This window comes from Streptomyces sp. NPDC058335 (assembly GCF_042723915.1).
GTDB lineage: Bacteria > Actinomycetota > Actinomycetes > Streptomycetales > Streptomycetaceae > Streptomyces.
The window spans coordinates 344,501-370,105 of record NZ_JBHXHX010000002.1 but is presented as its reverse complement, the minus strand read 5'-3'; the positions used below and the strand labels follow the sequence as shown (position 1 = coordinate 370,105).

23 protein-coding genes are annotated in these 25,605 nt (G+C 71.5%); 11 read left to right on the top strand and 12 right to left on the bottom strand.

Annotation, left to right across the window (positions count from 1 at the left end):
• Positions 1 to 63 precede the first annotated feature (63 nt).
• From glpR to galU, 6 genes are all read right to left on the bottom strand, one after another.
• A complete protein-coding gene (glpR, locus tag ACFWJX_RS04845) occupies positions 64 to 1,488 on the bottom strand; it encodes a gephyrin-like molybdotransferase receptor GlpR (RefSeq protein WP_383236834.1) in 1,425 nt (474 codons plus the stop codon).
• Between the two features lie 170 nt (positions 1,489 to 1,658).
• Positions 1,659 to 2,327 carry a GNAT family N-acetyltransferase gene (locus ACFWJX_RS04840; RefSeq protein ID WP_383237377.1) on the bottom strand — a complete coding sequence of 223 codons (669 nt, stop codon included), beginning with the start codon at positions 2,325 to 2,327 and terminating at the stop codon, positions 1,659 to 1,661.
• Entirely contained in the window at positions 2,324 to 2,839 is a 516-nt protein-coding gene (locus ACFWJX_RS04835) for a molybdenum cofactor biosynthesis protein B (protein ID WP_383236831.1), read from the bottom strand. The genes ACFWJX_RS04840 and ACFWJX_RS04835 overlap by 4 nt, the downstream gene beginning before the upstream one ends.
• Entirely contained in the window at positions 2,836 to 3,348 is a 513-nt protein-coding gene (gene moaC / locus ACFWJX_RS04830) for a cyclic pyranopterin monophosphate synthase MoaC (RefSeq protein WP_383236827.1), read from the bottom strand. The genes ACFWJX_RS04835 and moaC overlap by 4 nt, the downstream gene beginning before the upstream one ends.
• 108 nt (positions 3,349 to 3,456) lie before the next feature.
• Positions 3,457 to 4,779 (bottom strand): gephyrin-like molybdotransferase Glp, encoded by a 1,323-nt coding sequence (gene glp / locus ACFWJX_RS04825; protein ID WP_383236824.1) that lies wholly within the window; start codon positions 4,777 to 4,779, stop codon positions 3,457 to 3,459.
• Positions 4,776 to 5,687: a UTP--glucose-1-phosphate uridylyltransferase GalU gene (gene galU, locus ACFWJX_RS04820; RefSeq protein ID WP_383236821.1), complete on the bottom strand. Its 912-nt coding sequence runs from the start codon at positions 5,685 to 5,687 to the stop codon at positions 4,776 to 4,778. The genes glp and galU overlap by 4 nt, the downstream gene beginning before the upstream one ends.
• Positions 5,688 to 5,780: 93 nt before the next feature.
• Between galU and ACFWJX_RS04815 the strand changes: the two genes are divergently transcribed.
• Positions 5,781 to 6,398: a 5-formyltetrahydrofolate cyclo-ligase gene (locus ACFWJX_RS04815; protein ID WP_383236818.1), complete on the top strand. Its 618-nt coding sequence runs from the start codon at positions 5,781 to 5,783 to the stop codon at positions 6,396 to 6,398.
• 84 nt (positions 6,399 to 6,482) lie between these two features.
• Here the strand turns inward: ACFWJX_RS04815 and ACFWJX_RS04810 are convergent, their stop codons facing one another.
• Positions 6,483 to 9,323 carry a penicillin acylase family protein gene (locus tag ACFWJX_RS04810; RefSeq protein WP_383236815.1) on the bottom strand — a complete coding sequence of 947 codons (2,841 nt, stop codon included), beginning with the start codon at positions 9,321 to 9,323 and terminating at the stop codon, positions 6,483 to 6,485.
• A gap of 269 nt (positions 9,324 to 9,592) precedes the next feature.
• Between ACFWJX_RS04810 and ACFWJX_RS04805 the strand changes: the two genes are divergently transcribed.
• The 6 genes from ACFWJX_RS04805 (at position 9,593) to ACFWJX_RS04780 (ending at position 15,433) form a co-directional block, all read left to right on the top strand.
• A complete protein-coding gene (locus ACFWJX_RS04805; RefSeq protein WP_383237374.1) occupies positions 9,593 to 11,095 on the top strand; it encodes a potassium/proton antiporter in 1,503 nt (500 codons plus the stop codon).
• Between the two features lie 276 nt (positions 11,096 to 11,371).
• Entirely contained in the window at positions 11,372 to 12,664 is a 1,293-nt protein-coding gene (locus ACFWJX_RS04800; protein ID WP_383236812.1) for an MFS transporter, read from the top strand.
• A 67-nt stretch (positions 12,665 to 12,731) separates the two neighbouring features.
• Positions 12,732 to 13,046 carry an FmdB family zinc ribbon protein gene (locus ACFWJX_RS04795; protein ID WP_383236809.1) on the top strand — a complete coding sequence of 105 codons (315 nt, stop codon included), beginning with the start codon at positions 12,732 to 12,734 and terminating at the stop codon, positions 13,044 to 13,046.
• 140 nt (positions 13,047 to 13,186) lie between these two features.
• Positions 13,187 to 14,020: an S-methyl-5'-thioadenosine phosphorylase gene (locus ACFWJX_RS04790; RefSeq protein WP_383236806.1), complete on the top strand. Its 834-nt coding sequence runs from the start codon at positions 13,187 to 13,189 to the stop codon at positions 14,018 to 14,020.
• A gap of 150 nt (positions 14,021 to 14,170) precedes the next feature.
• Entirely contained in the window at positions 14,171 to 14,830 is a 660-nt protein-coding gene (locus tag ACFWJX_RS04785; protein ID WP_383236803.1) for an RcpC/CpaB family pilus assembly protein, read from the top strand.
• 138 nt (positions 14,831 to 14,968) lie between these two features.
• On the top strand, positions 14,969 to 15,433 hold the full coding sequence (locus ACFWJX_RS04780) for an MscL family protein (protein ID WP_383236800.1): 465 nt from the start codon (positions 14,969 to 14,971) through the stop codon (positions 15,431 to 15,433).
• A gap of 61 nt (positions 15,434 to 15,494) precedes the next feature.
• Here the strand turns inward: ACFWJX_RS04780 and ACFWJX_RS04775 are convergent, their stop codons facing one another.
• Positions 15,495 to 15,677 carry a hypothetical protein gene (locus ACFWJX_RS04775; protein WP_073495991.1) on the bottom strand — a complete coding sequence of 61 codons (183 nt, stop codon included), beginning with the start codon at positions 15,675 to 15,677 and terminating at the stop codon, positions 15,495 to 15,497.
• A gap of 190 nt (positions 15,678 to 15,867) precedes the next feature.
• Here ACFWJX_RS04775 and ACFWJX_RS04770 point away from each other — a divergent pair, with 190 nt between their 5' ends.
• The 4 genes from ACFWJX_RS04770 (at position 15,868) to ACFWJX_RS04755 (ending at position 20,570) form a co-directional block, all read left to right on the top strand.
• Positions 15,868 to 17,118: a low temperature requirement protein A gene (locus ACFWJX_RS04770; RefSeq protein ID WP_383236797.1), complete on the top strand. Its 1,251-nt coding sequence runs from the start codon at positions 15,868 to 15,870 to the stop codon at positions 17,116 to 17,118.
• 80 nt (positions 17,119 to 17,198) lie between these two features.
• Entirely contained in the window at positions 17,199 to 18,257 is a 1,059-nt protein-coding gene (locus ACFWJX_RS04765) for a P1 family peptidase (RefSeq protein ID WP_383236794.1), read from the top strand.
• A 147-nt stretch (positions 18,258 to 18,404) separates the two neighbouring features.
• Positions 18,405 to 19,625, top strand: coding sequence for an Ig-like domain-containing protein (locus ACFWJX_RS04760; RefSeq protein WP_383236791.1), 1,221 nt, complete (start codon positions 18,405 to 18,407; stop codon positions 19,623 to 19,625).
• Between the two features lie 198 nt (positions 19,626 to 19,823).
• Positions 19,824 to 20,570 carry a DUF6227 family protein gene (locus ACFWJX_RS04755; RefSeq protein ID WP_383236788.1) on the top strand — a complete coding sequence of 249 codons (747 nt, stop codon included), beginning with the start codon at positions 19,824 to 19,826 and terminating at the stop codon, positions 20,568 to 20,570.
• Between the two features lie 44 nt (positions 20,571 to 20,614).
• Here ACFWJX_RS04755 and ACFWJX_RS04750 read toward each other — a convergent pair whose 3' ends face one another.
• From ACFWJX_RS04750 to ACFWJX_RS04735, 4 genes are all read right to left on the bottom strand, one after another.
• Positions 20,615 to 21,043: a hypothetical protein gene (locus ACFWJX_RS04750; protein WP_383236785.1), complete on the bottom strand. Its 429-nt coding sequence runs from the start codon at positions 21,041 to 21,043 to the stop codon at positions 20,615 to 20,617.
• A gap of 108 nt (positions 21,044 to 21,151) precedes the next feature.
• Positions 21,152 to 23,233 carry a fructose-specific PTS transporter subunit EIIC gene (locus ACFWJX_RS04745; protein ID WP_383236782.1) on the bottom strand — a complete coding sequence of 694 codons (2,082 nt, stop codon included), beginning with the start codon at positions 23,231 to 23,233 and terminating at the stop codon, positions 21,152 to 21,154.
• 601 nt (positions 23,234 to 23,834) lie between these two features.
• Positions 23,835 to 24,782: a 1-phosphofructokinase gene (gene pfkB, locus ACFWJX_RS04740; RefSeq protein WP_383236780.1), complete on the bottom strand. Its 948-nt coding sequence runs from the start codon at positions 24,780 to 24,782 to the stop codon at positions 23,835 to 23,837.
• On the bottom strand, positions 24,779 to 25,540 hold the full coding sequence (locus ACFWJX_RS04735; RefSeq protein ID WP_383236777.1) for a DeoR/GlpR family DNA-binding transcription regulator: 762 nt from the start codon (positions 25,538 to 25,540) through the stop codon (positions 24,779 to 24,781). Before ACFWJX_RS04735 ends, pfkB begins: the two co-directional genes overlap by 4 nt.
• Between the last annotated feature and the right edge of the window lie 65 nt (positions 25,541 to 25,605).

The following is a 25,605-nucleotide window of genomic DNA, read 5'->3' as shown; positions in this document are numbered from 1 at the left end:
CCCCGGGCCCCCGACCACCGCGAATAAGGCGTCGGGCGGGCACCGTCGCTCACTCGTCGGCGCTCACTCGTTGGCGGCCCGCGGCCGGTCGCCGTCCTCGTACTGGTCGAACAGCGGCGTGCGGCCGCGCTCGCGGGAGCGCCGGGCCGACGCGGCGCGCCGCGCGTCGCTGCGCTCGCCGCCCTCCGCCCGTTCCGCGTCCCCGTCCGGTGCGTCCTCCGTGTCGTCGGCGGCGCCGTGGTCGGGTGCCGCGTCCGCCGCCTCCTGCTCCGGCGCGACCGAGCTGGAGCGAGCGGAGCTCCAGGTGTCCGGCGCCCCGAGGTCCACGTCGGAGGTGGCCCGCGGCGCGACCGGCGCGGTCACGTACGTCGGCAGCGGCACCGGAACCGGGTCCCAGCTGTCCCCGTGGCCGGGCCGCCGCTGGCGTTCGCGCTGCTGGTCGACCCACTCTGCGTGGTCGGTCTGCTCGACGAGCGCCCTGCGGTCCGCGGCGAGCGCCACCAGGCCCGGGTCGGTCTCGGCCTCGGGGCCCTCGTGCGGCTCCTCTGCGCCGGCGTCGAGGCCGGGGTCGGCGGAAGCGGAGGCATGTGCGACCGGGGCGGAAGCCCGCCGCCGCGGCTGCCGCTCGCGCAGCCGCTGAGCCGCGACCTCGGCCTGCCTGCGGTCCATCTGGTAGGCGAAGCGGCGGCGCTCCTGGGAGCGCAGGTAGGCGATGTATCCGCTGAGCAGGACGGCGGGCACGCCGGGTGCCCAGAGGAAGGCGAGTCCGCCGACGGCCGCGACGATCGCGCCCAGGGTGAAGGCGAGGAAGAGGACGACGGTGGTGCGCCTGCGGCGCGCGAGGACCTTCATGCGCTGGGCGCGCGCGGCGGCCGCCTGCGCCTGCGCGGAAGCGGCGGCGGAAACCGCCGGCGCGGAGGGCGCGCGCCGCGCGTCGGGCACACGCTGATACGCCGGGGCGGCGCCTGACTCGTGCTCGGTCCTGGACGCCTGCTCACGGGCTGCCGCCCTGGCGGACTGCTCGCGGGATTCCCGCGCGTCGCGTGCGTCCCGCGCGTCGCGTGCGTCCCGCGCGTCGCGTGCGTCCCGGGCGTCGCGTGCCGCCTGGGCGTCGCGTGCCGCCTGGGCGACGTGCTCGCGGGTCGGCTCCGGGCGGGCTTGCTCGCGTTCCTGGGCCGGTGCCCTGACCGTCGCCTTGACCTGCGGACGGGCCGGAGGCATGGCGAAGGCCCGGACGTCCACCGAGTCGGTGGCACCGTCCGGCGCGTCGGCGTCGGGCTCCTCCCCCTCTTCGGCGGAGCGCGCCCGCAGGTCCTTGGCGTACCGGCGCTCCATGCCCGCCCGGCCGGACAGAAGCCGGATGGCGGTGCTGAAGCGTTCGGTCGGACGGGCCTCGTTCAGCTCGTCCTGCCTACGGAGCCACATCGGCACCAAGTAGGCGGCCCAGGCCCCGACGATGACTGCGTAGATGAGGCCGCTGCTGCTCACGCCTCACACGGTAGAGGGGTTTGCGCGAGGCCATCCGCCAATTGAGCCGGTGTGTCGCACGATCCGGCTGATATTTCGAGCTTTTTTTGTGACCGATCCGATCAGCAGGCCGCTGGAGCCGTGAATTCAACGCCTCAGACGGTCATCGCCCGATCATTTCGAACACTTATTCAATTTCCGGGGGTTGCGGGATTCCCGTGGGTGTTCTGCGGGTCACGGGGCGCACTCCGCGGACGGTTGCGCCGCCAGCGGCTCAGCAGGCCCTCCGGCACCTCCTCGGCCGTGAGCGCGAACACGAGATGGTCGCGCCAGGCTCCGTCGATGTGGAGATAACGCGGCCGCAGCCCTTCCTCACGGAATCCGAGTTTCTCCACGACCCGGCGGCTGGGCCCGTTCTCGGGCCGAATGCAGACCTCGACGCGGTGCAGCCCGACGCTACGGAAACAGTGGTCCACGACCATGGCCACGGCGGTCGGCATCACCCCGCGGCCGGCCACCGACTCGTCCACCCAGTAGCCGACGTGTCCCGAGCACATGGACCCCCAGGTGATCCCGGCGACCGTCAACTGCCCGACCAGCCGCCCCTGGTACTCGATGACGAACGGCAGCATCCGGCCCGCGTTCGCCTCGGACCGCAGATGGCGGACCATCTGCCGGTAAGTCGGCCGGTGCGTGATCGGTCCGCTGGGCGCGGGCGGCGGGATGGTCGCCTCCCAGGGGCGCAGCCAGTCCCTGTTACGCCGGTTGACCTCGCGCCAGGCCCGCTGGTCGCGCAGCTTTATCGGCCGCAGGACGATGTCGCCCTCCGTCAGTTCGACGGGCCAGGACGGGCTGTTCAGCTCGCACCCCCATGACTGGCACCGGGTCTGGTGTGGTCACCGCCGCGGAGCTGGTCCACGGCGTGCGCCAGCAGGGGCTCCAGGACGGCCAGCCCGTCCCTGACCCCGCCGGTGGAACCCGGCAGGTTGATGATCAACGTGCGCTGCGCCACTCCGGCCAGGCCCCGCGACAGCACCGCCGTCGGCACCTTGTCGCGGCCGTACGCCCTGATGGCCTCCGCGATGCCGGGCACCTCGTGGTCGATCACCGCGCGGGTCGCCTCGGGTGTGCGGTCGGTGGGCGAGATGCCGGTGCCGCCGGTGGTGACGACCACGTCGTACCCGGCTGCCACGGCGGCACGCAGGGCGGCCTCCACCGGGTCTCCGTCGGGCACGACCCGCGGACCGTCGACGGTGAAGCCGAATCCCGTGAGGCCGCTGGCGATCAGCGGTCCGCCCCGGTCCTCGTAGACCCCGGCCGAGGCGCGGTTGGAGGCGGTCACGACCAGCGCGCGGTACGGAGCGGCGCTCACGGCCGGCTCCAGTCGCCCGACTTGCCGCCCGTCTTCTCCTCGACCCGGATGTCCGTGATGACCGCTCCCTTGTCGACCGCCTTCACCATGTCGATCACGGTGAGCGCGGCGACGGAGACCGCGGTGAGGGCCTCCATCTCGACACCCGTGCGGTCCGTCGTCCGCACCGTGGCGGTGATCTCCACGGCGTCGTCCGCGACCGACAGGTCCAGTTTCACACCGGAGACCGCCAGAGGGTGACACAGCGGGATGAGATCGGGCGTGCGCTTGGCGCCCATGATGCCCGCGATCCGGGCGGTGGCCAGGGCGTCTCCCTTGGGGACCCCCTCGCCGCGCAGCAGCTCGATCACGCGGGGCGAGACGAGGACGCGCCCGCTGGCCCGCGCCGTCCGCGCCGTCACGTCCTTGCCGGATACGTCGACCATGCGGGCGGCGCCGGCCTCGTCGAGGTGCGTCAGTCGGTCCTGCACAGGGGGTCCGGGGGTCTTCCCCCGGGAAGGCACAGTCATGGTGGTGTGGCGCTCCCGGTCCGGGCGTGTTGTGCGCGACACGGTACCCCCATGCGGGCGCCCGCAACGGACCAGGACCGGCTTGCGGACCGGCACACGCGTGTGCGGTCAGCCGAGCAGCACGACCTCGACCTCGGTCCCCGGCTCGACGGACTCCACGTCCTCGGGGACGACGATCAGCGAGTCGGCGTGCGCGAGGGCCGCGACCAGGTGCGAGCCGGCGCCGCCGACCGGGCGCACGGTGCCCTCGGCGCAGGTGGCGCGCAGGAACTGTCTGCGCCCCTTCGGCGAGGTCAGCGCCTTGTCCGCGACGAGCGTCGCGCGCGTCGTGGGCCGGTGGATGTCCTTGAGCCCCATGAGGGCTCGGATCGCGGGCCGCACGAACAGCTCGAAGGAGACGTACGACGACACCGGGTTGCCGGGCAGGGCGAGCAGCGGGGTGTGGTCGGGGCCGATGGAGCCGAAGCCCTGCGGCTTGCCGGGCTGCATGGCCAGCTTGCGGAAGTCGATGCCGCTGCCCGCCTCGTCCTCGTCCCCGACGTGCGACAGGGCTTCCTTGACGACGTCGTACGCCCCGACGCTCACGCCGCCGGTGGTGACCACGAGGTCGGCGCGGACCAGCTGGTCCTCGATGGTGGACCGGAGGGTCTCGGCGTCGTCGGCGACCGCGCCGACCCGGTAGGCGATGGCTCCGGCGTCGCGGGCCGCGGCGGTGAGGGCGAAGCTGTTGGAGTCGTAGATCTGGCCGCCGCGCAGTTCCTCGCCGGGCTGCACGAGTTCGCTGCCCGTGGACAGGACGACGACGCGCGGGCGCGGGCGTACGCGTGCGGTGCCGCGTCCGATGGCGGCGAGCAGGGCGATCTGCGGCGGGCCGAGGACGGTGCCGGCCTCCAGTGCGCGGTCGCCGGCCTTCACGTCGCTGCCCTTCGCGCGCACGTGCGCGCGGGCCTCGGCGGAGCGGTACACGCGGACCTGTCCCGAAGCCTGTTCCGGGCCGAGGCTGCGGGCACGCATCGCGTGGACCGGGCCCTCGCCGAGGCCTCCGTCGGTCCACTCGACGGGGACGACGGCCTCGGCGCCGGGCGGCAGCGGGGCCCCCGTCATGATCCGGGCGGCCTGGCCCGGCCCGACGTGCAGGAGGTCGGACTGGCCCGCGGCGACGTCCCCGACGACCTCCAGGGCGGCCGGGTACTCCTCGCTCGCGCCCGCGACATCCGCGACCCGTACCGCGTACCCGTCCATCGAGCTGTTGTCGAAGGGCGGCAGCGAGACCGGCACCATGACGTCCTCGACCAGGACGCAGCCCTGGGCATCGGGCAGTTGCAGCTCGATGGGTTCCAGGGGGCGGACGGCGGCGAGGATGTCCTCCAGGTGCTCGTCCACCGACCACAGACGGTCCTGGCCGGTGGTGCGGGGCGCTGCGGTGCTCAAGGCTGTTGCATCTCCTCGATGACGTAACTGCGAAGCCAGGACCGGAAGTCCGGTCCCAGGTCCTCACGTTCGCACGCGAGTCTGACAATGGCACGCAGATAGTCGCCGCGGTCGCCTGTGTCATAGCGGCGGCCCTTGAAGACGACGCCGTGCACCGGGCCGCCGGCCTTCTCGTCCTGGGCGAGCTGCTGGAGGGCGTCGGTGAGCTGGATCTCGCCGCCGCGGCCGGGCTCGGTCCGGCGCAGTATGTCGAAGATCCCCGGGTCGAGGACGTAACGCCCGATGATCGCGTAGTTCGACGGGGCGTCCGCCGGGTCCGGCTTCTCCACCAGGCCGGTCACCTTGACGACGTCGCCCTCCGTCGTGCTCTCCACGGCCGCGCAGCCGTAGAGGTGGATCTGCTCGGGGGCGACCTCCATGAGCGCGACGACGCTGCCGCCGTGCTGCTCCCTGACCTCGATCATCCGCTGGAGCAGCGGGTCGCGGGGGTCGATCAGGTCGTCGCCCAGCAGGACGGCGAAGGGTTCCTGCCCGACGTGGGGGGCCGCGCACAGCACCGCGTGTCCGAGTCCCTTGGGGTCGCCCTGTCGCACGTAGTGCATGGTCGCCAGGTCGCTGGACTGCTGGACCTTCTCCAGGCGGGCGGCGTCGCCCTTCTTCTGAAGTGCCGACTCGAGTTCGTAGTTGCGGTCGAAGTGGTCCTCGAGGGGGCGCTTGTTGCGACCGGTGATCATGAGGACGTCGTCGAGACCGGCGGAGACGGCCTCCTCGACCACGTACTGGATCGCGGGCTTGTCCACGACCGGCAGCATCTCCTTGGGAGTGGCCTTGGTCGCCGGCAGGAACCGGGTGCCGAGGCCGGCTGCGGGGATGACAGCCTTGCTGATCCTGGGGTGCGACTGAGTCATGTCGGGAACCTTATCCGGTGGCTTTGTGAGGGATCTGTAGCTCCGGTTAATTAATGATCATATGAGCGTATGGGAATCGCGCGGGAGCCACACATGAGCCACACCGAAGGCGGAGCAGAGTCTCACAAACGTATGTTGCGGCGAGAGTTCATCACGGTGAGGAACAGGTTGACGACGGATGACCTGCGAGAAGCCGCCACCTCGCTCGCCGAGTGCGCCTTGGAGCTACCGGAGTTGGAGCGCGCCCGGACCGTGGCGGCCTACGTCTCCGTCGGCAGCGAGCCGGGAACGCTCGCGCTGCTGGACGCGCTGCTCGCGCGGGGCGTGCGCGTCCTGCTCCCCGCGCTGCTGCCCGACAATGACCTCGACTGGGGGGCGTACACCGGCGAGGGCTCTCTCGCGCGCGTCCAGCACGGCGGGAAAATGGCCCTCTTCGAGCCCGCGGGCGAGCGGCTGGGGCCGGACGCCGTGACGGACGCCGACGTGGTGCTGCTGCCGGGCCTCGCCGTCGACGCGCGCGGCATGCGTCTCGGCCGCGGCGGCGGATCGTACGACCGCGTACTCGCGCGGCTGGATCGCGCGGGCGTGGATCCCTCGCTGGTGGTGCTGCTGTACGACAACGAGGTCGTCGGGCACCTCCCCGAGGAGCCGCACGACCGGCCGGTGCACGCCGTCGTCACACCGTCGGGCGTGCGCCGCTTCACCGACTGACGGAAACAGAAGAAGCGGATGCAAACCGAAGGGGCCCTCCACGCACGCGTGGAGGGCCCCTTCAGCTGTTCACCTGTCAGCTGGTCACGGTTTCAGCACCAGGGTGTCGCTCGTGCTGTCGTCGACCGCCTTCTTGTCGAACGACCAGTCGAGCAGCTCGCCCTTGACCCACTTGTCCGTCTGGTCGGTGTAGTGGGCGCTGAAGGCGTGCCCGGAGGCGCCGGTGAGGTTGATCCACTTCGACTTGTCGAGGTCGTCGAGGTTGACCACCATCCGCATCGACGGCACCCACACGACGTCGTAACCGCCCGCGGCGTTCCAGCCGGTCGCGTTGACCGCCGCCTCGCCGCCCCCGAGCTTCCACGGGCCGCGGTTGAGGATGTTCTGGAGGATGCCGGGGCCGCTGGTACCCAGCGTCTGGTTCTTCAGGAACAGGCGGTGCAGCCGGCCCCAGCTCCAGGTGTCGATGTCCTTGCCGAGCTTGGCGGTCAGCTCCCAGCGGGCGTCGATCATGGCCCGCGCGAACAGCTGGTCGCGGTCCTTGTCGGCGGGAGGACGGGTGCCCACCTCGGGCGTCGTCCACCAGTCGCTGTCCGGCTTCTCCATGAGGTTGCGCACGACCTCGAACCAGCGGTCGCCGCCGTCCGGCTGCGCCTGGTCGCCGTCGCGCTGCCCGCACTCACGGACCTTGTTCTTGTCGTCGACCGGACCGGTGGTGTCGACCGGGTCGACCCACAGGCACTGGCCCTCGACACGCAGTTCCTTGGGCAGCTTGTGGCCGAAGGCCAGCTTGAGGATGTTGCGCCAGACCGCGTTGAAGTAGGCGGCGGCGGCCGAATCGGCGTCCTGCGTGCGGTCCCAGCCCTGGAGCAGGTCCTGCGCCTCACGGACGTCCGGGTCGTCCAGGTTGATCTTCAGCAGCGTGGGCACCAGCATGTTGGCGATCTCACTGCTGTTGTCCAGCTGCATCTGGCGCATGTCGTCGGTGGAGACCTTGCCGCCGCCCTCGATCTTTCCCTTGATCAGGTTGCTGATCCGCTGGCTGCGGGTGCCGTAGCCCCAGTCCGTGGTGAGCGTGTAGGGGTACTTCTCCGGGTCGACCACGGCCTGGTTGGCGGTGACGATGTAGCCGCGCGCCGGGTCGTACTCGTAGGGCAGTTCCTTGAAGTCGATGTAGCCGTTCCACTCGTTCTTCGACTCCCAGCCCAGGGTGGGGACCGAGCCGTCGAGGCCCTTCGCTCGCACGGGGATCTTTCCGGGCAGCTGGTAGCCGATGTGGTTCTTGGTGTCGGCGTAGACCAGGTTCTGCGAGGGCACGTCGAACTTCGAGGCCGCCTTGCGGAAGTCGTTCCAGTCGGCCGCCTTGTTCATGGCGAACACGGCGTCCATGGAGGTGCCGGGCTCCAGCGCGGTCCACTTCAGGGCGACCGCGTAACCGTTCCCGCGGTCGGGGGCGTCGTCGTCGACGGTGGCCTTCTTGCCGACCTTGACCAGTTCGTCGTCGCGGTCGGACAGCAGGGGCATCCCGTCCTCGGTCTGCCGGACGACGATCTTCTTCGCCGTGCCGCCCGCGACCTTGATGGTCTCCTCGCGCGTGAGGAAGGGCTTGACCTTGCCGTCGTAGAGGTAGCCGTCGCCGGAGAGCTTCTCCAGGTAGAGGTCGGTGACGTCGACGCCGGAGTTGGTCATGCCCCAGGAGATGTCCGCGTTGTGGCCGATGACCACGCCGGGCATGCCCGCGAAGGTGTAGCCGGAGACGTCGTACCCGCACTTGGCGGAGACCGTGCGGCAGTGCAGGCCCATCTGGTACCAGACGGACGGCAGCGAGGCCGACAGGTGCGGGTCGTTGGCCAGCAGCGGCTTGTTGGTGATCGTGTGCTCGCCGCCGACGACCCAGGAGTTGGAGCCGATGCCGTTGCCGTTCACGCCGACCGCCGCGGGCAGGTCGTCCAGGACGTCGTAGAGGCCCGCCAGCTGGCTCTCCAGGGCCGAGCCGGACGTGTCGTCGGACGAGGTGCCCGAACCGCCCGTCGTGCCGTCCGTGGACGAGCCGTCCGAGGAGCCGTCCTCCGACGAGCCGTCCGACGAGCCGTCCGACGAGCCCTCCGACGAGCCCTCCGAGGAGTCACCGGAGCCGCTCTGCTCGAACGTCTCGGTCAGCTCGTCGTACTGACCCTCCCAGACGATCGGCTTGTTGCGGTCGTACGGGTACTGCGGGTACAGCTCGGCGATCTGCTGCGGGCCGAGGCGGCTGGTCAGCAGGGCACGGTCGATCTCGTCCTGCATGTTGCCGCGCAGGTCCCAGGCCATCGCCTTCAGCCAGGAGACCGAGTCGACGGGCGTCCACTGCGCGGGCTTGTAGTCGTTGGTGAACCCGAGCGCCGCGTACTCCAGCGAGATGTCCTCGCCGTCCTTGCCCTGGAGATAGGCGTTGACACCCTTGGCGTACGCGTCGAGGTACTTCTTCGTGGAGTCCGACAGTTCCTCGTCGTACTCCTGCTTGGCGATCCGGTCCCAGCCGAGGGTGCGCAGGAACTCGTCGTTGTCGACCTGGCTCTTGCCGAACATCTCCGACAGGCGCCCGGACGTCATGTGACGGCGCACGTCCATCTCGTAGAACCGGTCCTGCGCCTGGACGAAGCCCTGCGCCATGAAGAGGTCCTCGTCGGAGGAGGCGTAGATCTGCGGGATGCCGTAGCCGTCCCGCTTCACGTCCACCGGCCCGGACAGGCCGTCGAGGGTGATCGAACCCTTGGTCTGCGGGAAGGAGGCGCGGACGGTACTGATGGACCAGTAGCCGCCGTACGCGATGCCTCCGATGATGGCCAGCACCAGGACAAGCACGAAAATTCGGGCTTTGCGCCCCTTCTTCCTGCCGGACTTGGCGGGCTTGTCGCCCGTTGAGGCGGTGGTGTTGGGGGGCATCGCTGTCCTTGCTGTCCTAACGCGAGCGGCAGGTCGGGCTATGACTATGAATGAACGCTGGAGCAACCATAGGCGCAGGGGTCCGGGGCACTTGACGCGGAGTCGGCAACCAGCACGTGAGGATGTTCGATCTTCCCCCGGCCAGCGTCAAGAAATCGTCAAGAGTTAGGTAAGGTAACGAAGTAATTGGGTCCGGGGCGCCGCAGCTTCGTGTCCGATGTACATGCGCCCCGCGTGCGAGTCGCGCACGCCAGTGAAGGGAACCGCCGCTGACTGTCCACCACCTCAACCAGCTCCTGTTCGTCTGCTCGCTCGTCCTGCTCGTCGCCGTCGCGGCGGTCCGGATCTCCTCGCGCAGCGGGCTCCCCAGCCTGCTCGTCTATCTGGGCATCGGCGTCCTCATGGGCCAGGACGGCATCGGCAACATCCACTTCGACAACGCCGAAATGACCCAGGTCATCGGGTACGCGGCCCTGGTCGTGATCCTGGCCGAGGGCGGCCTCGGCACGAAGTGGAAGGAGATCAAACCCGCCCTGCCCGCCTCCTCGGTGCTGGCGCTGGCCGGGGTCGCCGTGAGCGTGGGTGTCACCGCCACGGCCGCCCACTACCTGGTCGGGCTGGAGTGGCGGCAGGCGCTCATCATCGGCGCGGTGGTGTCCTCCACGGACGCGGCGGCGGTCTTCTCCGTCCTGCGCAAGATCCCGCTCCCCTCACGCGTGACGGGCACCCTGGAGGCCGAGTCCGGCTTCAACGACGCCCCGGTCGTCATCCTGGTCGTCGCCTTCTCCACCGTCGGCCCCGTCGAGCACTGGTACGTGCTGCTGGGCGAGATAGCGCTGGAACTGGCCATCGGCGCCGCCATCGGCATCGCGGTCGGCTGGCTGGGCGCGTGGGGGCTGCGGCACGTGGCACTGCCCGCCTCCGGCCTCTACCCGATCGCCGTCATGGCGATCGCGGTCACGGCGTACGCGGCGGGCGCGCTGGCACACGGCAGCGGCTTCCTCGCCGTGTACCTCGCGTCCATGGTCATGGGCAACGCGAAACTCCCGCACTGGCCCGCCACCCGCGGCTTCGCCGACGGACTGGGCTGGATCGCCCAGATCGGCATGTTCGTCCTGCTCGGCCTGCTGGTCACCCCGCACGAACTGGGCGACGACGTGCTGCCGGCGCTCATCATCGGCCTGGTGCTGACGATGGTGGCGCGCCCGCTGAGCGTCGTGCTGTGCCTGACGCCGTTCCGTGTGCCCTGGCAGGAGCAGACGCTCATGTCCTGGGCCGGGCTGCGCGGCGCGGTCCCCATCATCCTGGCGACGATCCCCATGGTGAGCGGCATCGAGGGCAGCCGCCGGATCTTCAACATCGTCTTCGTCCTGGTCGTCGTCTACACCCTGATCCAGGGGCCGACACTGCCCTGGCTGGCCCGCACGCTGCGCCTCGGCAAGGATGCGGAGGCCGACGACCTCGGCATCGAGTCGGCGCCGCTGGAGCGGCTGCGCGGGCATCTGCTGTCGGTGGCGATCCCCGAGGGCTCCAAGATGCACGGCGTCGAGGTCAACGAGCTGCGGCTGCCCGCCGGTGCCGCCGTCACCCTCGTCGTGCGCGACGGCACCTCCTTCGTGCCGCTGCCGACGACGGTGCTGCGGCGCGGGGACGAACTCCTCGTCGTCGCCACCGACCCCGTCCGGGACGCGGCCGAGCGGCGGCTGCGCGCCGTCGGGCACGGCGGCAAGCTGGCCGACTGGCTGGGAACGGACGGCTCGGACACGCGTTAAGTACAGGTTTCGTGGTGTTCACACCTCCGTCATTCGGAGGCGGCCCCCTCCATGGTGCTCACTTTCACAGGTACGGCGGGCGGTGATCCCTGTACGATGAAGGCACACCTTGATCGAACCAACTCTGTCTGACGCAGAGCTGGCGCGACCGTATGGCGGCCGGAACACCCCCCGTGTGGGCACCGGTATCTACCGCAGTGCGCGCAAGAGGACAGCTCTCGGCGCCGCCCGTACACACAAGGGGTCGCGCTACCAGGCGGCAGAAAGGCACGGGCCGTGGCATCCACGGTCACCTCCGAGCCGTCGAAGGACTCGTCGGCGTCGCCCCGTCCGGGGTACGGACAGCTGCTGCGCACCCGCGGCGCCTGGACGTTCCTGCTGCCCGGCTTCGCCGCGCGCCAGCCGTTCGCCATGCTCACCATCTCCATCGTGCTGCTCGTGCAGCACACCACCGGCTCCTACGGCGTCGCGGGCGCCGTCGCGGCCGTCACCGGTGTCTCCATGGCGCTGTGCGCGCCCTACACCGGCCGTCTCGCCGACCGCTACGGCCAGCGCGCCGTACTGATCCCCGGCGTCCTGGTGCACTCGTTCTCCGGGCTGATCCTGACGGCGCTCGCGCTGGGCCACGCCCCTCTGTGGGCGCTGTTCGTGGCGGCCGTGCCCACCGGCGCCTCGGTCCCGCAGGTCGGCCCGATGGTGCGGGCGCGCTGGGGCGTGAAGCTGAAGGGCTCGCCCCTGATGACCACGGCGGCCGCCTTCGAATCCGTCACGGACGAGCTGACCTTCGTGGTCGGCCCGCTCCTGGCGACCGCCCTGTGCACCGCCGTGAACCCGGCCGCCGGCCTGGTGACGGAGGCCTCGCTGACCCTGATCGGGGGTCTGCTGTTCGCCGCGCAGAAGGGCACCCAGCCCTCGGTCGCCGTCGACGGGCACGCGCGCGTGGAGCACGCCTCCGCCCTGAGCATCCCCGGTGTGCGCGTGCTGATCGTGGCCTTCCTCGGCATCGGTTCGGTCTTCGGCGGCATGCAGGTCTCGCTGGCCGCGTTCACCGAGTCGATCGGCGAGCCCGGCCTGAACGGCGTCCTGTACGGCACCTTCGCCGCCGGGAACATGCTCTCCGGCCTGGTCTGCGGCGCCGTCGCCTGGAAGTCGGCCCCCCAGCAGCGTCTGGTCGTCGGGTACGCCGCGCTGGCCCTGACCGCGTCCGGCCTGTGGGCGGCGCACTCCGTGCTGCTGCTGGCGGGCCTCGGCCTGCTGGTCGGCATGTGCATCGCGCCCGCGCTGATCACCGGCTACACGCTGGTCGAGGGGCTGGTCCCGGCGGGCGCGCGCACCGAGGCGTTCACCTGGCTCACCGGCGCCGTGGCGCTCGGCCAGGCGGTGGCCGTCACCGCCGCCGGTCAGCTGGAGGACCGCTTCTGGGGCGGCGCCGGTTTCCTGGTGCCGCTGGCCGGTACGGTCCTGGCCCTCGGGACCCTGCTGGCGCTGCGTTCGCGGCTGGTGGGGCGGCCACGGGGCCGTACTGTCGCACGTGGCGTCGGTCACCGCTTGCCGGTCGCGGTGGACTGATCCCGGGGAATGCGTCAGTATGGACCGTCGTTAGCACTCATTGAGTGAGAGTGCCAGGAGGAAGACAGTGCCGACCTACCAGTACCAGTGCACCGAGTGTGGCGAGGGCCTCGAGGCGGTGCAGAAGTTCACCGACGATGCCCTCACCGAGTGCCCCAATTGCGGTGGCCGCCTCAAGAAGGTGTTCTCCGCCGTCGGTATCGTCTTCAAGGGCTCCGGCTTCTACCGGAACGACAGCCGCGGCTCCTCGTCGAGCAGCTCGCCGGCCGCGGCGCCGTCGAAGTCGTCGACGCCCTCGAGCACGCCTTCGTCGTCTTCGTCGTCCTCCTCGGACTCGAAGCCGTCCAGCTCCGGAACCTCGGCGGGCAGCTCCGCCGCCTAGCAGGCTTCCTTCCCGGGACCTCGCCGTCGTACGACGGTGGGGTCCTCGGTGTCTCTCCGGCGTCGGCGGGCAGCCCGGTGAGCCGCCGGGTTTCCGGAGCCGGATCAAGCCCGTGAGCGGCGCCCGCTACTGTGCTGGTCATGGCGAACGCAGAGATCGGTGTAATCGGCGGCTCGGGCTTCTACTCGTTCCTGGACGACGTGACCGAGGTCCAGGTGGAGACCCCGTACGGGCCGCCCAGCGACTCCCTCTTCCTCGGTGACATCGCCGGCCGGCGGGTCGCGTTCCTGCCCCGGCACGGTCGCGGCCACCATCTGCCGCCCCACCGGATCAACTACCGGGCCAACCTCTGGGCGCTGCGCTCGGTCGGCGTGCGCCAGGTGCTCGGCCCGTGCGCGGTGGGCGGTCTGCGTCCCGAGTACGGACCCGGCACGCTGCTGGTGCCGGATCAGCTGGTCGACCGGACGAAGTCGCGGCCGGGGACCTTCTTCGACGGGCTGCCGCTGCCCGACGGCTCGGTGCCCAACGTGGTGCACGTGTCCCTGGCCGACCCCTACTGCTCCACCGGACGCTCGGCCGCGCTGAAGGCGGCGCGCGGGCGGGAGTGGGAGCCGGTGGACGGCGGGACGCTCGTCGTGATCGAGGGGCCGCGGTTCTCCACCCGCGCCGAATCGCTGTGGCATCAGGCGCAGGGCTGGTCGGTGGTGGGCATGACGGGCCATCCCGAGGCGGCACTCGCCCGTGAACTCGAACTCTGCTACACGTCGTTGACCCTGGTCACCGACCTGGACGCGGGCGCCGAGACCGGTGAGGGCGTCTCCCACGAGGAGGTGCTGCGGGTGTTCGCGGCGAACGTGGACCGGATGCGGGGTGTCCTGTTCGACGCGGTGGCCGCGCTGCCCGCGACGGGGGAGCGGGACTGTCTGTGCGTGAACGCGCTGGGCGGACTGAACCCCGGGTTCGAGCTGCCGTAGGGGCAATCGGGGCCTCGTCGGGGGCGGAACTCATCGTTCGGGTGAGGGAGTTGTCCACAGTCCGGCGGTGGTCCACCGGCTCCGGCGGGCGGCGGCGCGAGGGCTCATCGTGGAGGGGCAGGCCCGTCCTCGTCGCTGGTGGTGATCCCGTTGTCCTTTCGTCCTCCCCCTCCCTCCCTCCCTCTGCCGCTTCCCGTCCCTGGCCCTCCCTCTCTCCCTGGCCCTCCTTCTCTCCCCGTCCCTCCCTCGTGCGAGGTCCCGCAGTTCGCTCCGGTGCGGGTCCGGGGCGTGTTTCACCGACTGCACGGGCTGGTGCGGAACCGGAGGCGGGCTCTCGCGGTCGGGCTCGCCGTCACGGCCGCCGCGCTCGTGGCGGCCGGCCCGCGGGACGGCGATCCGGCTCGCGGACACCCGGGCGCGGGCACGCACACGGGCGCGCAGTCATCGGCGCGCGCCCCTGCTGACGGCCCTCGCACCGCCGGAAGGGTGAGGGCGGCGGTGCGGATCACCGACGCGGCCACCGTCCGTCTGCTGCGCCCCGGTGACCGGGTCGACGTCATCGCCGTCGTCCCCGCCGAACGGGCCGCGGGGCCGGACGGCGAGGCCGAGGTCGTCGCGCGCGGTGCGCTCGTGACGAAGGTTCCGGAGCCGGCGGTCGGCTCGGTCGGCGCCGGTGACAAGGGTGCTGCCTGGGGCGACGGGGGCAGCGGTGACGGCGGCGCGTTGGTCGTGCTGTCCATGCCCCGGTCCACCGCGACCCGCCTCGCCGGCGCGAGCGCCACGGCCCGGCTGGCGGTGACCCTGTGGTGAGTCCCGCAGTGCGCCTTCTGCCCGGTCTGGTGTCAAGTCCCTCGTCCGAGCTACCGAATTGGACACGCCCGCATCGGGGTGACGTAGGTTGCGGAGCTGTTTGTTCCACAACCTGTACATGCGAGGAGTGTCACCGAGGTGAGCGAAAAGGCGAGCGTCTTGCAAGGCTTCAAAGCCTTCCTGATGCGCGGGAACGTCGTCGATCTGGCAGTCGCGGTGGTGATCGGCGCGGCCTTCACGAACATCGTCAACTCGGTGGTCAAGGGGGTCATCAACCCGCTGATCGGGGCCATCGGGACGAAGAACCTCGACAGCTACAACTCCTGCATCAAGGGGCCCTGCACCGGTACGGGCGACACCGCCACGGGCGTCCGGATCCTGTGGGGCTCCGTCCTCGGCGCGACGCTGACCTTCGTGATCACGGCGGCCGTCGTCTACTTCCTGATGGTCCTGCCGATGTCGAAGTACCTGGCGAAGGTGGAGGCCCGCAGGAGCGCCAAGGAGGGCACGCAGGAGGTCATCGAGATCACCGAGCTGGAGGTGCTCAAGGAGATCCGCGACGCCCTGGTCGCCCAGCGCGGCTCCGGGCACGGCGAGCGGTAGCGGTAGCGGTAGCGGTCCTGTGCGGGGCCCTGCCTGCGGTCGTCCGCCGGGCCCGCCGGGGTCAGATGTGGTGGGGCGGCTTCTCGTCGAGGAAGCGCTTGAGGTCGGCCGCGCTGTCGCCGCCGGCTCCGGGCCGCTCGCCCCATCCGTGGTCCGTGTCGTCCGAGGACTGCCGGTCCAGCGGGTCGTCGAAGATCAGCGCGGCCTTCGGCTCGCGCGGCTCGGGGGCGGCGGGGGTGCTCATGCCTCCAGGGTACGGCCCCGGGTGCGCGCCGGGGGGCCGGCCGGGGTGGCCCTCGGCCGCCGACCGGTCCCCGACCCCTCGGACCCCTCAGCACCCTCCTGAGCTGCATCTTTACGCGCGGCTTCCCCTGTCACCCGTCCGTGCACTCCTCGGCAAGAGTTTCCCGGGGTTATCTGCTGTGCTGGGACCCATGACGACCAGTCCCCCTCCGCCACCCTCCTCGCCCTCCCCCTCCCCCGGCACGCCGACGCACGCCAAGCCGCTGCGCAGGCTCACCGCGCGTGGACGGGGCGAGGCCCACCGCGCCGCCTCTCCGCTCGAGCTGTTCTTCGACCTCTGTTTCGTCGTCGCCATCGCCCAGGCGGGCATGCAACTGGTGCACGCCGTGGCGGAGTCCCACACGGGGGAGGGCATCCTCAATTACGCGATGGTCTTCTTCGCCATCTGGTGGGCGTGGATGAACTTCACCTGGTTCGCCTCGGCGTACGACAACGACGACGTCCTCTACCGGGTCGTCACCCTCATACAGATCGCCGGCGTCCTGGTCCTCGCCGCCGGGGTGTCACGGGCGTTCGAGGACCATGACTTCCTGGCCGTCGTCGTGGGCTACGTGATCATGCGGCTCGCGATGACCGCGCAGTGGCTGCGCGTCGCAAGGTCGAGCGAGGGCCCGGAGAGAGCGATGGCCCTGCGGTACGCCGTGGGCGTGGCGCTCTGCCAGATCGGCTGGCTGGGCCTCCTGTTCCTGCCCGATGGCGGCAAGCCCTGGCTGTTCCTGGTGATGGCCCTGCTGGAGATGTGCGTTCCCGTCCACGCGGAGAAGGACCACCCGACCTCCTGGCACCCGCACCACATCGCCGAGCGGTACGGACTGTTCACGATCATCGTGCTCGGCGAGACGATCGCCGCGGCCACGGTCGCCGTGAAGGTCGGCATCGACGAGAACGACGCGCTCGACGAACTGCTCCCGATCGCCGCGGGCGGGCTGCTGATCATCTTCTCCGCGTGGTGGATCTACTTCGTGGTGCCCATCCACGGCCGGCTGCGCTCCAGCAAGGAGGCCTTCCAGTGGGGCTACGGCCACTACATCGTCTTCGCCTCGGCCGCCGCGATCGGCGCGGGCCTGGAGGTGGCCGTCGAGCAGGCGGTCGGCAAGGCGCACCTGTCGACGCTCACCGCGTCGGCGGCGGTGACCCTGCCGACGGCGCTGTATCTGCTGACCGTCTGGGCGCTGCACTCCCGCCACTTCAAGGTGGGCCTCGCCCAGCAGTCGGTGCTGCCGGTCACCGCGCTGCTGGTCATCTGCTGCACCTTCCTCGGTGACTGGGCGGTCCTCGCGGCCGGCCTGGTGGCGGCGCTGGCGGTGGCCGCCGGAACGACGCTGACGGCACGCATGGTCGCGCGGGAGAAGGCGCCGCACGGTGCGACGGAGGCGGTATGAGGGCGTCCGCTTGACGGAGGCGGCGTGCGGAAGGGGGTGACAGCCGCCCCGCAGGACGGGGGCGGGCCAGACTGGGGTCCATGACAGTTGACGCTCTGACAGTCGGTGCTCTGACGGATGTCGCGGGGATGCGGGTGGGGCATGCCTCTCGTACCGGTGACGGGTGGCTGACCGGCACCACGGTCGTCCTCGCGCCGGAGGGCGGGGCCGTGGCCGCCGTGGATGTGCGCGGCGGTGGCCCCGGCACCAAGGAGACCGACGCCCTCGACCCGCGCAACGTGGTGCAGCGTGTGGACGCGGTCGTGCTGACCGGCGGCAGCGCCTACGGACTCGACGCGGCGTCCGGGGTGATGGCCTGGCTGGAGGAGCGGGGGCGCGGGGTGCCGGTCGGCGCGGACCCCGCGCACGTCGTGCCGGTGGTGCCCGCCGCGTGCGTCTTCGACCTGGGGCGGGGCGGCGACTTCCGGGCCCGCCCGGACGCCGCGTTCGGCCGGGCCGCGGTGGAGGCCGCCGCGGCGAGCGCACCCGGTGCCCGGGTGCCGGAGGGGTGCGTGGGCGCCGGGACGGGCGCCGCGGTCGGGGCGATGAAGGGCGGGGTCGGCACCGCCGCCATCGTGCTCGACTCGGGCATCACGGTGGCCGCGCTGGTGGTGGCCAACGCGGCGGGCTCGGTCATGGACCCGGAAACGGGCGTGCTGTACGGGGAGTTGTTCCAGGGGCGGGTGGAGTATCCGGAGGAGCGGGTGCACGAGGCCGCCCGCCGGCGCCTGGCGGAGAGCGCCGCGGCGAGCGCGCCCCCGCCGCTGAACACGACCCTCGCGGTGGTCGCGACCGACGCGGACCTCACGAAGGCGCAGGCGCAGAAGCTGGCGGGCACGGCGCACGACGGCATCGCCCGCGCCGTACGGCCGGTGCATCTGCTGCACGACGGGGACACCGTGTTCGCGCTGGCGACGGGCACGCGTCCGCTCGGCACCGGCCCTGTCGGCAGCGCGCATCCGCTCGCCCTGAACGACGTCCTCGCGGCGGGCGCGGACATGGTGACGCGGGCGATCGTACGGGCGGTGCGGGCCGCGGAGTCGGTGGCGGAGGCCGGCGGGACGTGGCCGTCGTACGAGGAGTTGTACGGGAGCCGGTAGCAAGTCGCCCCAGGAGGCGGGTCATTGTCCCGGTTCTGTCACGCGATGGGTTCAGCGGCGGACGGCGGGAACCCCACCGGCCGTGGTGGTCCTCTTCTCCCACGTACTGGAGCGGATCACGCACAACACACGAAGCTGGAGCAGCCCGTGACAACGCCGAACAAAACAGCGCGGCGCACACTGGGGGCCTGTGCCGCCCTGGTGGTCGGCGCCCTCACCCTGACCGCCTGCGGCGGCAGCGCCAACGCCGAGGACAAGAACGGCAAGGGCGGTGGGAACTCGGCCAGGACGAGGACCGCGAAGATCGTCATCTCGGCCGAGGACGGTTCGACAGGCGCGTCGATCAACAGCACGGGCGTGAAGGTGAGCGACGGCCGGCTGGCCACCGTGAAGATGACGGTGGCCGGGACGGAGCAGGTCGTGGCGGGTTCGCTGTCGGCGGACGGCAGCAGCTGGAAGCCGAAGGAGCAGCTGGAGCGCGGGACGAAGTACGAGATATCGGCGACCGCGAAGGACGCGAACGGCCGGACGGTGGCGGCCGACTCGGTCTTCACGACGGTGTCCTCGGCGAACAGCTTCATCGGGACGTACACGCCGGACAACGGCACGACGGTCGGTGTCGGGATGCCGGTGTCGTTCACCTTCGACAAGGCCATCGAGGACAAGAAGGCCGTCCAGTCGCACATCACGGTCTCGTCCAGCAGTGGGCAGAAGGTGGTCGGGCACTGGTTCGGGTCGCAGCGGCTCGACTTCCGGCCCGAGGAGTACTGGAAGGCCGGCTCCAAGGTCACGATGAAGATCGACCTGGACGGCGTGCAGGGCGCCAACGGCGTCCACGGCGTGCAGAAGAAGACGGTCACCTTCACCATCGGGCGCTCACAGGTCTCCACGGTCGATGTCGGCACCCAGACCATGTCGGTGGTGCGGGACGGCACGACGCTGAAGTCGGTCCCGATCTCCTCGGGCAGCGCCCAGCACACGACGTACAACGGCCAGATGGTGATCACGGAGAAGTTCACGCAGACGCGGATGAACAGCCGGACGGTCGGTCTGGGCGGCGAGTACGACATCCCGGACGTGCCGCACGCGATGCGTCTGACACAGTCCGGGACCTTCATCCACGGCAACTACTGGTACAACAAGGGCAATCCGCCCTTCGGCCGGGAGGGCACCAGCCACGGCTGCGTCGGACTCGCGGACGCGCGGGGCGCCCAGGGCGACACCCCCGCCAAGTGGTTCTACGACAACTCGCTCGTCGGTGACGTGGTGATCGTCAAGAACTCCCCCGACAAGACGGTCGCCCCGGACAACGGGCTCAACGGGTGGAACCTGGCGTGGAGCGAATGGATCGCGGGGAGCGCGACCTGACCCGTCCGAGCGCCTCCCGTTCCGGCGGACAAGCCCTCTGACCGGCGGTTCCTGACGAATCATCGGGCCGCGCGGGAACTTCTCGCGCGGCTTCCGCGTTTTCCCGGCGTACGTTTTCCCGGTTCCCGGACATGATGTCCGACCGAGGAGCTACGGTATGCACCCACAAGGTGACATGCAGCAACGCCGGGAGAAACCTTGAGCGTTCCGTACGAGACGGCAGCGCACGAAGCAGCCGAGTCGCCCGAGACTCCGGAGGAGCACCTCGCGCGGCTCCTCGGTCGCGCCCTGAACTCGTTCGAACTGCCCGACGAGTGTGTGAGACGGCTCGACTGCGCGCTGGCGCACGACAGCTCGCTGCACTCCGCGCACCACAGCGCGGGCCTGCACCGGGAGACGTACCGGCACACCTGGCTGCTGTCGGACGGCTCCGCGCTCACCCTGTGGGAGCTGGTCCACAACCCGACCCCGGGCAGCGAGCCGCAGCACGAGGTGTACGTCGACGAGGAGGAGCTGCGGGCCGCCACGGCCCGGCTGCCCCTCCCGGCGGACGCGACGGACTTCGAACTGCCGGTGCTGGTCCAGCTGGCGCCGATCCCCGCCCCGCGGCACGTGTATGTGCCGGACGACTCGGCGGACCACGCGCGCCGGCTGCTGCGCCGGGCGGAGAACGCAGACCGGCCGGGCGCCGACACGGCCGCGCTGCTGATGTCGGCCTTCGCGCACCAGATCACCCAGGCGTTCGGCAGGCCCTGCCGTGCGGGACGCATCGGCCTGGGGTTCGCGCTGTACGAGCACGCGTTCCTGCTCCGTGACGGCCAGGAGGTCTCGCTGTGGGAGGTCGAGCACACGGCCACTCCTGACGGACGGCACATGTGCGAGGTGTACCCCACCGAGAAGGCGGCCCGCGAGGCGATGGAGCGGCGGGCGGCACAGGTCTCCTGAGCCGGACTCACCACGGCGCCCCGGGCCGGGGCCCCGGCGCGGATTCAGCGGTCGCCGCTGAGCCGGCGTACGAGACCCGCGAAGGCGGCCCGCTCCGCCGGGGTGAGCTCGACGGTCTCCGAGGGCGGCCCGGTTCGGGGCTGCGGCGGGAGGGCGGGGAGGCGCGGGGGACGGGCCGGGCCCGGACGGAGTACGTCCGTTTCCTGACGCCGTGCGTGTGTGTCCCGGCGGCGTAGGCCTGTTGTCCGGCGTCGTCCGCGTGGTCCCGGGGGTATCGCGTCGTGACCCGGGCGCATCGCGCCCAGGGCCGTGCGCCGCGTGCGCTGAGCACCGGTCCAGGCGCCCCACGCGCCGGTGCCCGGACGGGGGCGGCGCAGCAGGACGGTCACCGCGATCAGCCAGGCGGCTCCCGCGAGGGCGAGGGCGACGGCCGCCGTGCCCGTCGGGTGGGGGATCGAGAGGTGCTCAGGCATGTCGAACAGTAGACACCGAAGACAGTACGGTCCGGGACTTTCGTCCCGGACCGTGACGTATCTCGCAGGTGGTGCACGTCTCCCGAAAGGCGCGTGCGATGCGGCTGGTTACGCCGCCACCGGCTGCTTCCTCTCCGCCGTGACGGCCGTGCCGTTCTGCCCGCCGGGAGCCGCGGCCCCGGCGACCGGCTTGCGCAGGCCCTTGAGGACGATGACCAGAGCCGTCGTGACGCACACCCCGGCCGCGATGGCGACCAGGTAGAGGAACGGGTTGCCGATCAGCGGGACCACGAAGATGCCGCCGTGCGGAGCGCGGAGCGTGGCACCGAAGGCCATGGACAGGGCGCCGGTGACCGCACCGCCCGCCATCGAGGCCGGGATGACCCGGAGCGGGTCCGCCGCGGCGAACGGGATCGCGCCCTCCGAGATGAAGGAGGCGCCCAGGACCCAGGCGGCCTTGCCGTTCTCGCGCTCGGTCGGCGTGAACAGCTTCTTGCGGAGGGTGGTCGCCAGCGCCATGCCCAGCGGCGGGACCATGCCCGCGGCCATCACGGCGGCCATGACCTTCATCGCGGAGTCGCTGGGATCCGCGACGGCGATACCGGCCGTGGCGAAGGCGTACGCGACCTTGTTGACCGGGCCGCCGAGGTCGAAGCACATCATCAGGCCGAGCAGGACACCGAGGAGGATCGCGTTGGTGCCGGACAGGCCGGACAGCCAGTCCGTCATGCCCTTCTGGGCCTCGGCGATGGGCTTGCCGATCACGACGAACATCAGGAAGCCGACGACGATCGAGGAGATCAGCGGGATCACCACCACCGGCATGATGCCGCGCAGTGCCGTCGGGATCCTGATCCGCTGGATCGCGAGGACGACCGCGCCCGCCAGCAGACCGGCGACCAGACCGCCGAGGAAGCCGGCCGCGATGTTGGAGGCGATCATTCCGCCGACGAAGCCGGGGACCAGACCTGGGCGGTCCGCCATGCCGTAGGCGATGTATCCGGCGAGGACCGGGATGAGGAAGCCGAAGGCGACCCCGCCGATCTGGAACAGCAGGGCGCCCCAGCTGTCGACCTGGGTCCAGGAGAAGTGCTCCATGACGGAGGGCGCCTTGTTGATCTCCCAGCCGCCGATCGCGAACCCGAGGGCGATCAGCAGACCGCCCGCGGCGACGAACGGGACCATGTAACTCACGCCGGTCATCAGCCACTTGCGGAGTTTGGTGCCGTAGTTGTCGCCGGACTCACCGGCCCGCTCGACCGGCGTACCGCCCTTGGCGCCCGCGGTGACCTCGCCGCGCTCGGCTCTGCCGCGCACGTCGGCGATGAGTTCGGCGGGCTTGTTGATGCCGGCCTTCACGCCGACGTCGACCGTCGGCTTCCCGGCGAAGCGGTCCTTGTCGCGTACGGGCACGTCGTGGGCGAAGATCACGCCGTCCGCCGCCGCGATCACCGCCGGGTCGAGCCGGGTGAAACCGGCCGAGCCCTGCGTCTCGACGACCAGCTCGACGCCCGCCGCGCGGCCCGCGTTCTCCAGCGACTCGGCCGCCATGTAGGTGTGGGCGATGCCGGTGGGGCAGGAGGTGACGGCGACGATACGGAACGGGCGTTCTTCGGAGGCACCGGCGTCAGCGCCCGCGTCCCCGCCCGCGTCGGTACCCGCTGCGGCGTCGGCGGAGGCCGCCGCCGACGCCGCAGCGGAGTCTTCGGCACCGGCGGGCGAACCGGCAGGCGAACCGGCAGGCGCCGGCTCCTCCCCGCGGATCAGCGCCGCCGCGGCCGCCGCGTCCCCCGCCGACCGCAACGCGTCGGTGAACTCGGCGTTCATCAGCTGCCGGGCGAGGGAGGACAGGATCGTCAGGTGGGCGTCGTCCGCCCCGGCCGGGGCGGCGATCAGGAAGATCAGGTCGGCCGGGCCGTCCGGCGCGCCGAAGTCGATGCCGGCGGCGCTGCGCCCGAAGGCGAGCGTCGGCTCGGTGACATGGGCGCTGCGGCAGTGCGGGATGCCGATGCCGCCGTCGAGGCCGGTGGGCATCTGGGCCTCGCGGGCGGCCACGTCGGCGAGGAAGCCCTCCAGGTCGGTCACCCGGCCCAGGGCCACCATGCGCTCGGCGAGGGACCGCGCCGCTGCTTCCTTGGTGCTGGCGGACAGGTCGAGGTCGACCAGTTCCGCGGTGATCATCTCGCTCATCGCGGGCTCCTTCGCTCGCGTATCGCCCGGGGGGTGTGCTGGGCGCAAAGGGGGACGGGGGTGCGGTGGGGGGAGGTGGGGCGGGCGGAGGCGGGACCGGGGAAGCCCCGCCTCCGCGGGCCGGCAGGCCGGTTCGGGCCCTGCCTGCCCTGGTCAGCGGGGCGGCTCAGGACGCCACGCTGCCCGTGCTGGGCGGCGAGTAACGGGGAACCTCGCCGGGTCCCGGCCGAGGTCGTCCGGGCTACCGGTGTGAACGGGTCCGGTGACGTGAACGCCTCGTGCGGCGCCGGGTGGAGGACGGCCACGACAGGCACCGGCTCGACGACCGCCGGGCCGGGCACCGGGTGCAGGGGCGTCACGACAGGTACCCGGTTGAGCGCGGCCACCATGACAGGCACCGGGTGCAGGGCCGTCACGACAGGTACCCGGTTGAGCGCGGCCACCATGACAGGCACCGGGTGCAGGGCCGTCACGACAGGCACCCGGTTGAGGGCGGCCACCATGACAGGCACCGGGTGGTGGGCCGTAACAGGCGACGCCGAGGGGTGGGCCGTAACAGGCGAGCCCAGGTGGTGGGCCGTGGCAGGCGCCAGGTCGGGGGTCATGACACCGGCTCCTTCAGTTCGCGGTCCACCGGTACCTCCGCGGTGACGGTCACCACCGCCGGGTCCAGGTCGGCCGGGGTCGGCATCACGCTGCCGGGCAGCTGGACGGCGGCCGCGCCGTGTGCGACGGCGGAGGCGAGCGCCTGCGGGCCGCTGCCGCCGGCGATGAGGAATCCGGCGAGGGAGGAGTCCCCCGCCCCCACATTGCTGCGGACGGCGTCGACGCGCGCGGTGGCGAACCAGGTGCCCCCGTCCTCCACGAGGAGCTGCCCGTCGGCGCCCAGGCTCGCCAGCACGGCGCGTGCGCCCATCTCGCGCAACTCCTCGGCCGCCTTCACGGCGTCGCCCACGGTCGCCAGGGGGCGTCCGACGGCCTCGGCGAGTTCCTCGGCGTTCGGCTTCACGACGTCGGGCCGCTCGCGCAGCGCCTCCAGCAGCGCGCGCCCCGAGGTGTCCAGCGCGATCCGCGCGCCCCCGGCGTGCGCCCGCGCGACCACGTCGGCGTACCAGGAGGGCGCGAGCCCGCGTGGCAGGCTGCCACAGCAGGCGATCCAGTCGGCGTCGTGGGACTGCTCGCGCACGGTCTCCAGGAGAAGTTCCTGCTCCTCCGCGGACAGCTCGGGACCCGGCGCGTTGATCTTCGTCAGTACCCCGTCGGACTCCGCGAGCGCGATGTTCGAGCGGGTGGCCCCGGCGACCGGGACCGGCGCGACCTCGATGCCCTGTGCGTCGAGCAGATCGGCGACGAGCGCGCCCGGCGCACCACCCAGGGGCAGTACGGCGACCGTGCGCCGTCCGGCGGCCGCGACGGCCCGGGAGACGTTCACGCCCTTGCCGCCGGGGTCCATGCGCTCGCCGGTGGCGCGGATGACCTCACCGCGGTCGAGTGAGGGGACCTCGTACGTGCGGTCGAGGGACGGGTTCGGGGTGACGGTGAGGATCATGCGCGTACTACTTCCGTGCCGCCGCGCTCGATGGCGGCCGCGTCGTCGGGACTCAGCCCGCTGTCGGTGATCAGCAGGTCCACATCGCTCAGGTCGCCGAAGCGGGCGAAGTGCTCCTGGCCGTGCTTGGTGGAGTCGGCGAGCAGGACGACCCGGCGGGCCGCGGCCATCGCCGCCCGCTTCACCGCGGCCTCGGCGAGGTCGGGGGTGGTGAGCCCGTGCTCGGCGGAGAATCCGTTCGCCGCGAGGAAAAGGACGTCGGCGCGGATCTCGCCGTACGCCCGCAGCGCCCAGGCGTCCACGGCGGCACGCGTACGGTGCCGTACGCGTCCCCCGATCAGGTGGAGCTGCATGCCGGGGTGGTCGGCGAGGCGGGCCGCGATCGGCAGGGAGTGCGTGACCACGGTGAGCGAGGCCTCCAGCGGGAGGGCGGCGGCCAGGCGGGCGACCGTCGTACCGGCGTCGAGGATCATCGTGCCCTCGGCCGGCAGTTCGGTCAGGGCGGCCTTGGCGATGCCGTCCTTCTCGTCGGCGGAGGTGGACTCGCGCTCGGCGAGGTCCGGCTCGAAGTCGAGGCGTCCGACCGGTATGGCACCGCCGTGCACGCGGCGGACGAGGCCGGCGCGGTCGAGGGCCTTCAGATCGCGGCGGATCGTCTCCGCCGTGACCTGGAACTCCTCGGCCAGCGACAGGACGTCCACCCGGCCGCCGTCACGGGCGAGCCGGAGGATCTCCTGCTGCCGCTCCGGTGCGTACATGTCCGTTCGCCTCCGACCGTTACCGGGTTTATGCCCGAACTTGTGGTTTCGCCACGGAGGCTACG

Excerpts from the sequence above, each read along its gene's own strand:
- moaC (WP_383236827.1), bottom strand. The coding sequence starts at position 3,348 with ATGACTGTGCCTTCCCGGGGGAAGACCCCCGGACCCCCTGTGCAGGAC.
- ACFWJX_RS04810 (WP_383236815.1), bottom strand. The coding sequence starts at position 9,323 with ATGCCCCCCAACACCACCGCCTCAACGGGCGACAAGCCCGCCAAGTCC.
- ACFWJX_RS04765 (WP_383236794.1), top strand. The coding sequence starts at position 17,199 with ATGACAGTTGACGCTCTGACAGTCGGTGCTCTGACGGATGTCGCGGGG.
- ACFWJX_RS04815 (WP_383236818.1), top strand. The coding sequence starts at position 5,781 with ATGAGCCACACCGAAGGCGGAGCAGAGTCTCACAAACGTATGTTGCGG.
- ACFWJX_RS04775 (WP_073495991.1), bottom strand. The coding sequence starts at position 15,677 with ATGAGCACCCCCGCCGCCCCCGAGCCGCGCGAGCCGAAGGCCGCGCTG.
- pfkB (WP_383236780.1), bottom strand. The coding sequence starts at position 24,782 with ATGATCCTCACCGTCACCCCGAACCCGTCCCTCGACCGCACGTACGAG.
- ACFWJX_RS04770 (WP_383236797.1), top strand. The coding sequence starts at position 15,868 with ATGACGACCAGTCCCCCTCCGCCACCCTCCTCGCCCTCCCCCTCCCCC.
- ACFWJX_RS04750 (WP_383236785.1), bottom strand. The coding sequence starts at position 21,043 with ATGCCTGAGCACCTCTCGATCCCCCACCCGACGGGCACGGCGGCCGTC.
- ACFWJX_RS04735 (WP_383236777.1), bottom strand. The coding sequence starts at position 25,540 with ATGTACGCACCGGAGCGGCAGCAGGAGATCCTCCGGCTCGCCCGTGAC.
- galU (WP_383236821.1), bottom strand. The coding sequence starts at position 5,687 with ATGACTCAGTCGCACCCCAGGATCAGCAAGGCTGTCATCCCCGCAGCC.
- ACFWJX_RS04745 (WP_383236782.1), bottom strand. The coding sequence starts at position 23,233 with ATGAGCGAGATGATCACCGCGGAACTGGTCGACCTCGACCTGTCCGCC.
- ACFWJX_RS04790 (WP_383236806.1), top strand. The coding sequence starts at position 13,187 with ATGGCGAACGCAGAGATCGGTGTAATCGGCGGCTCGGGCTTCTACTCG.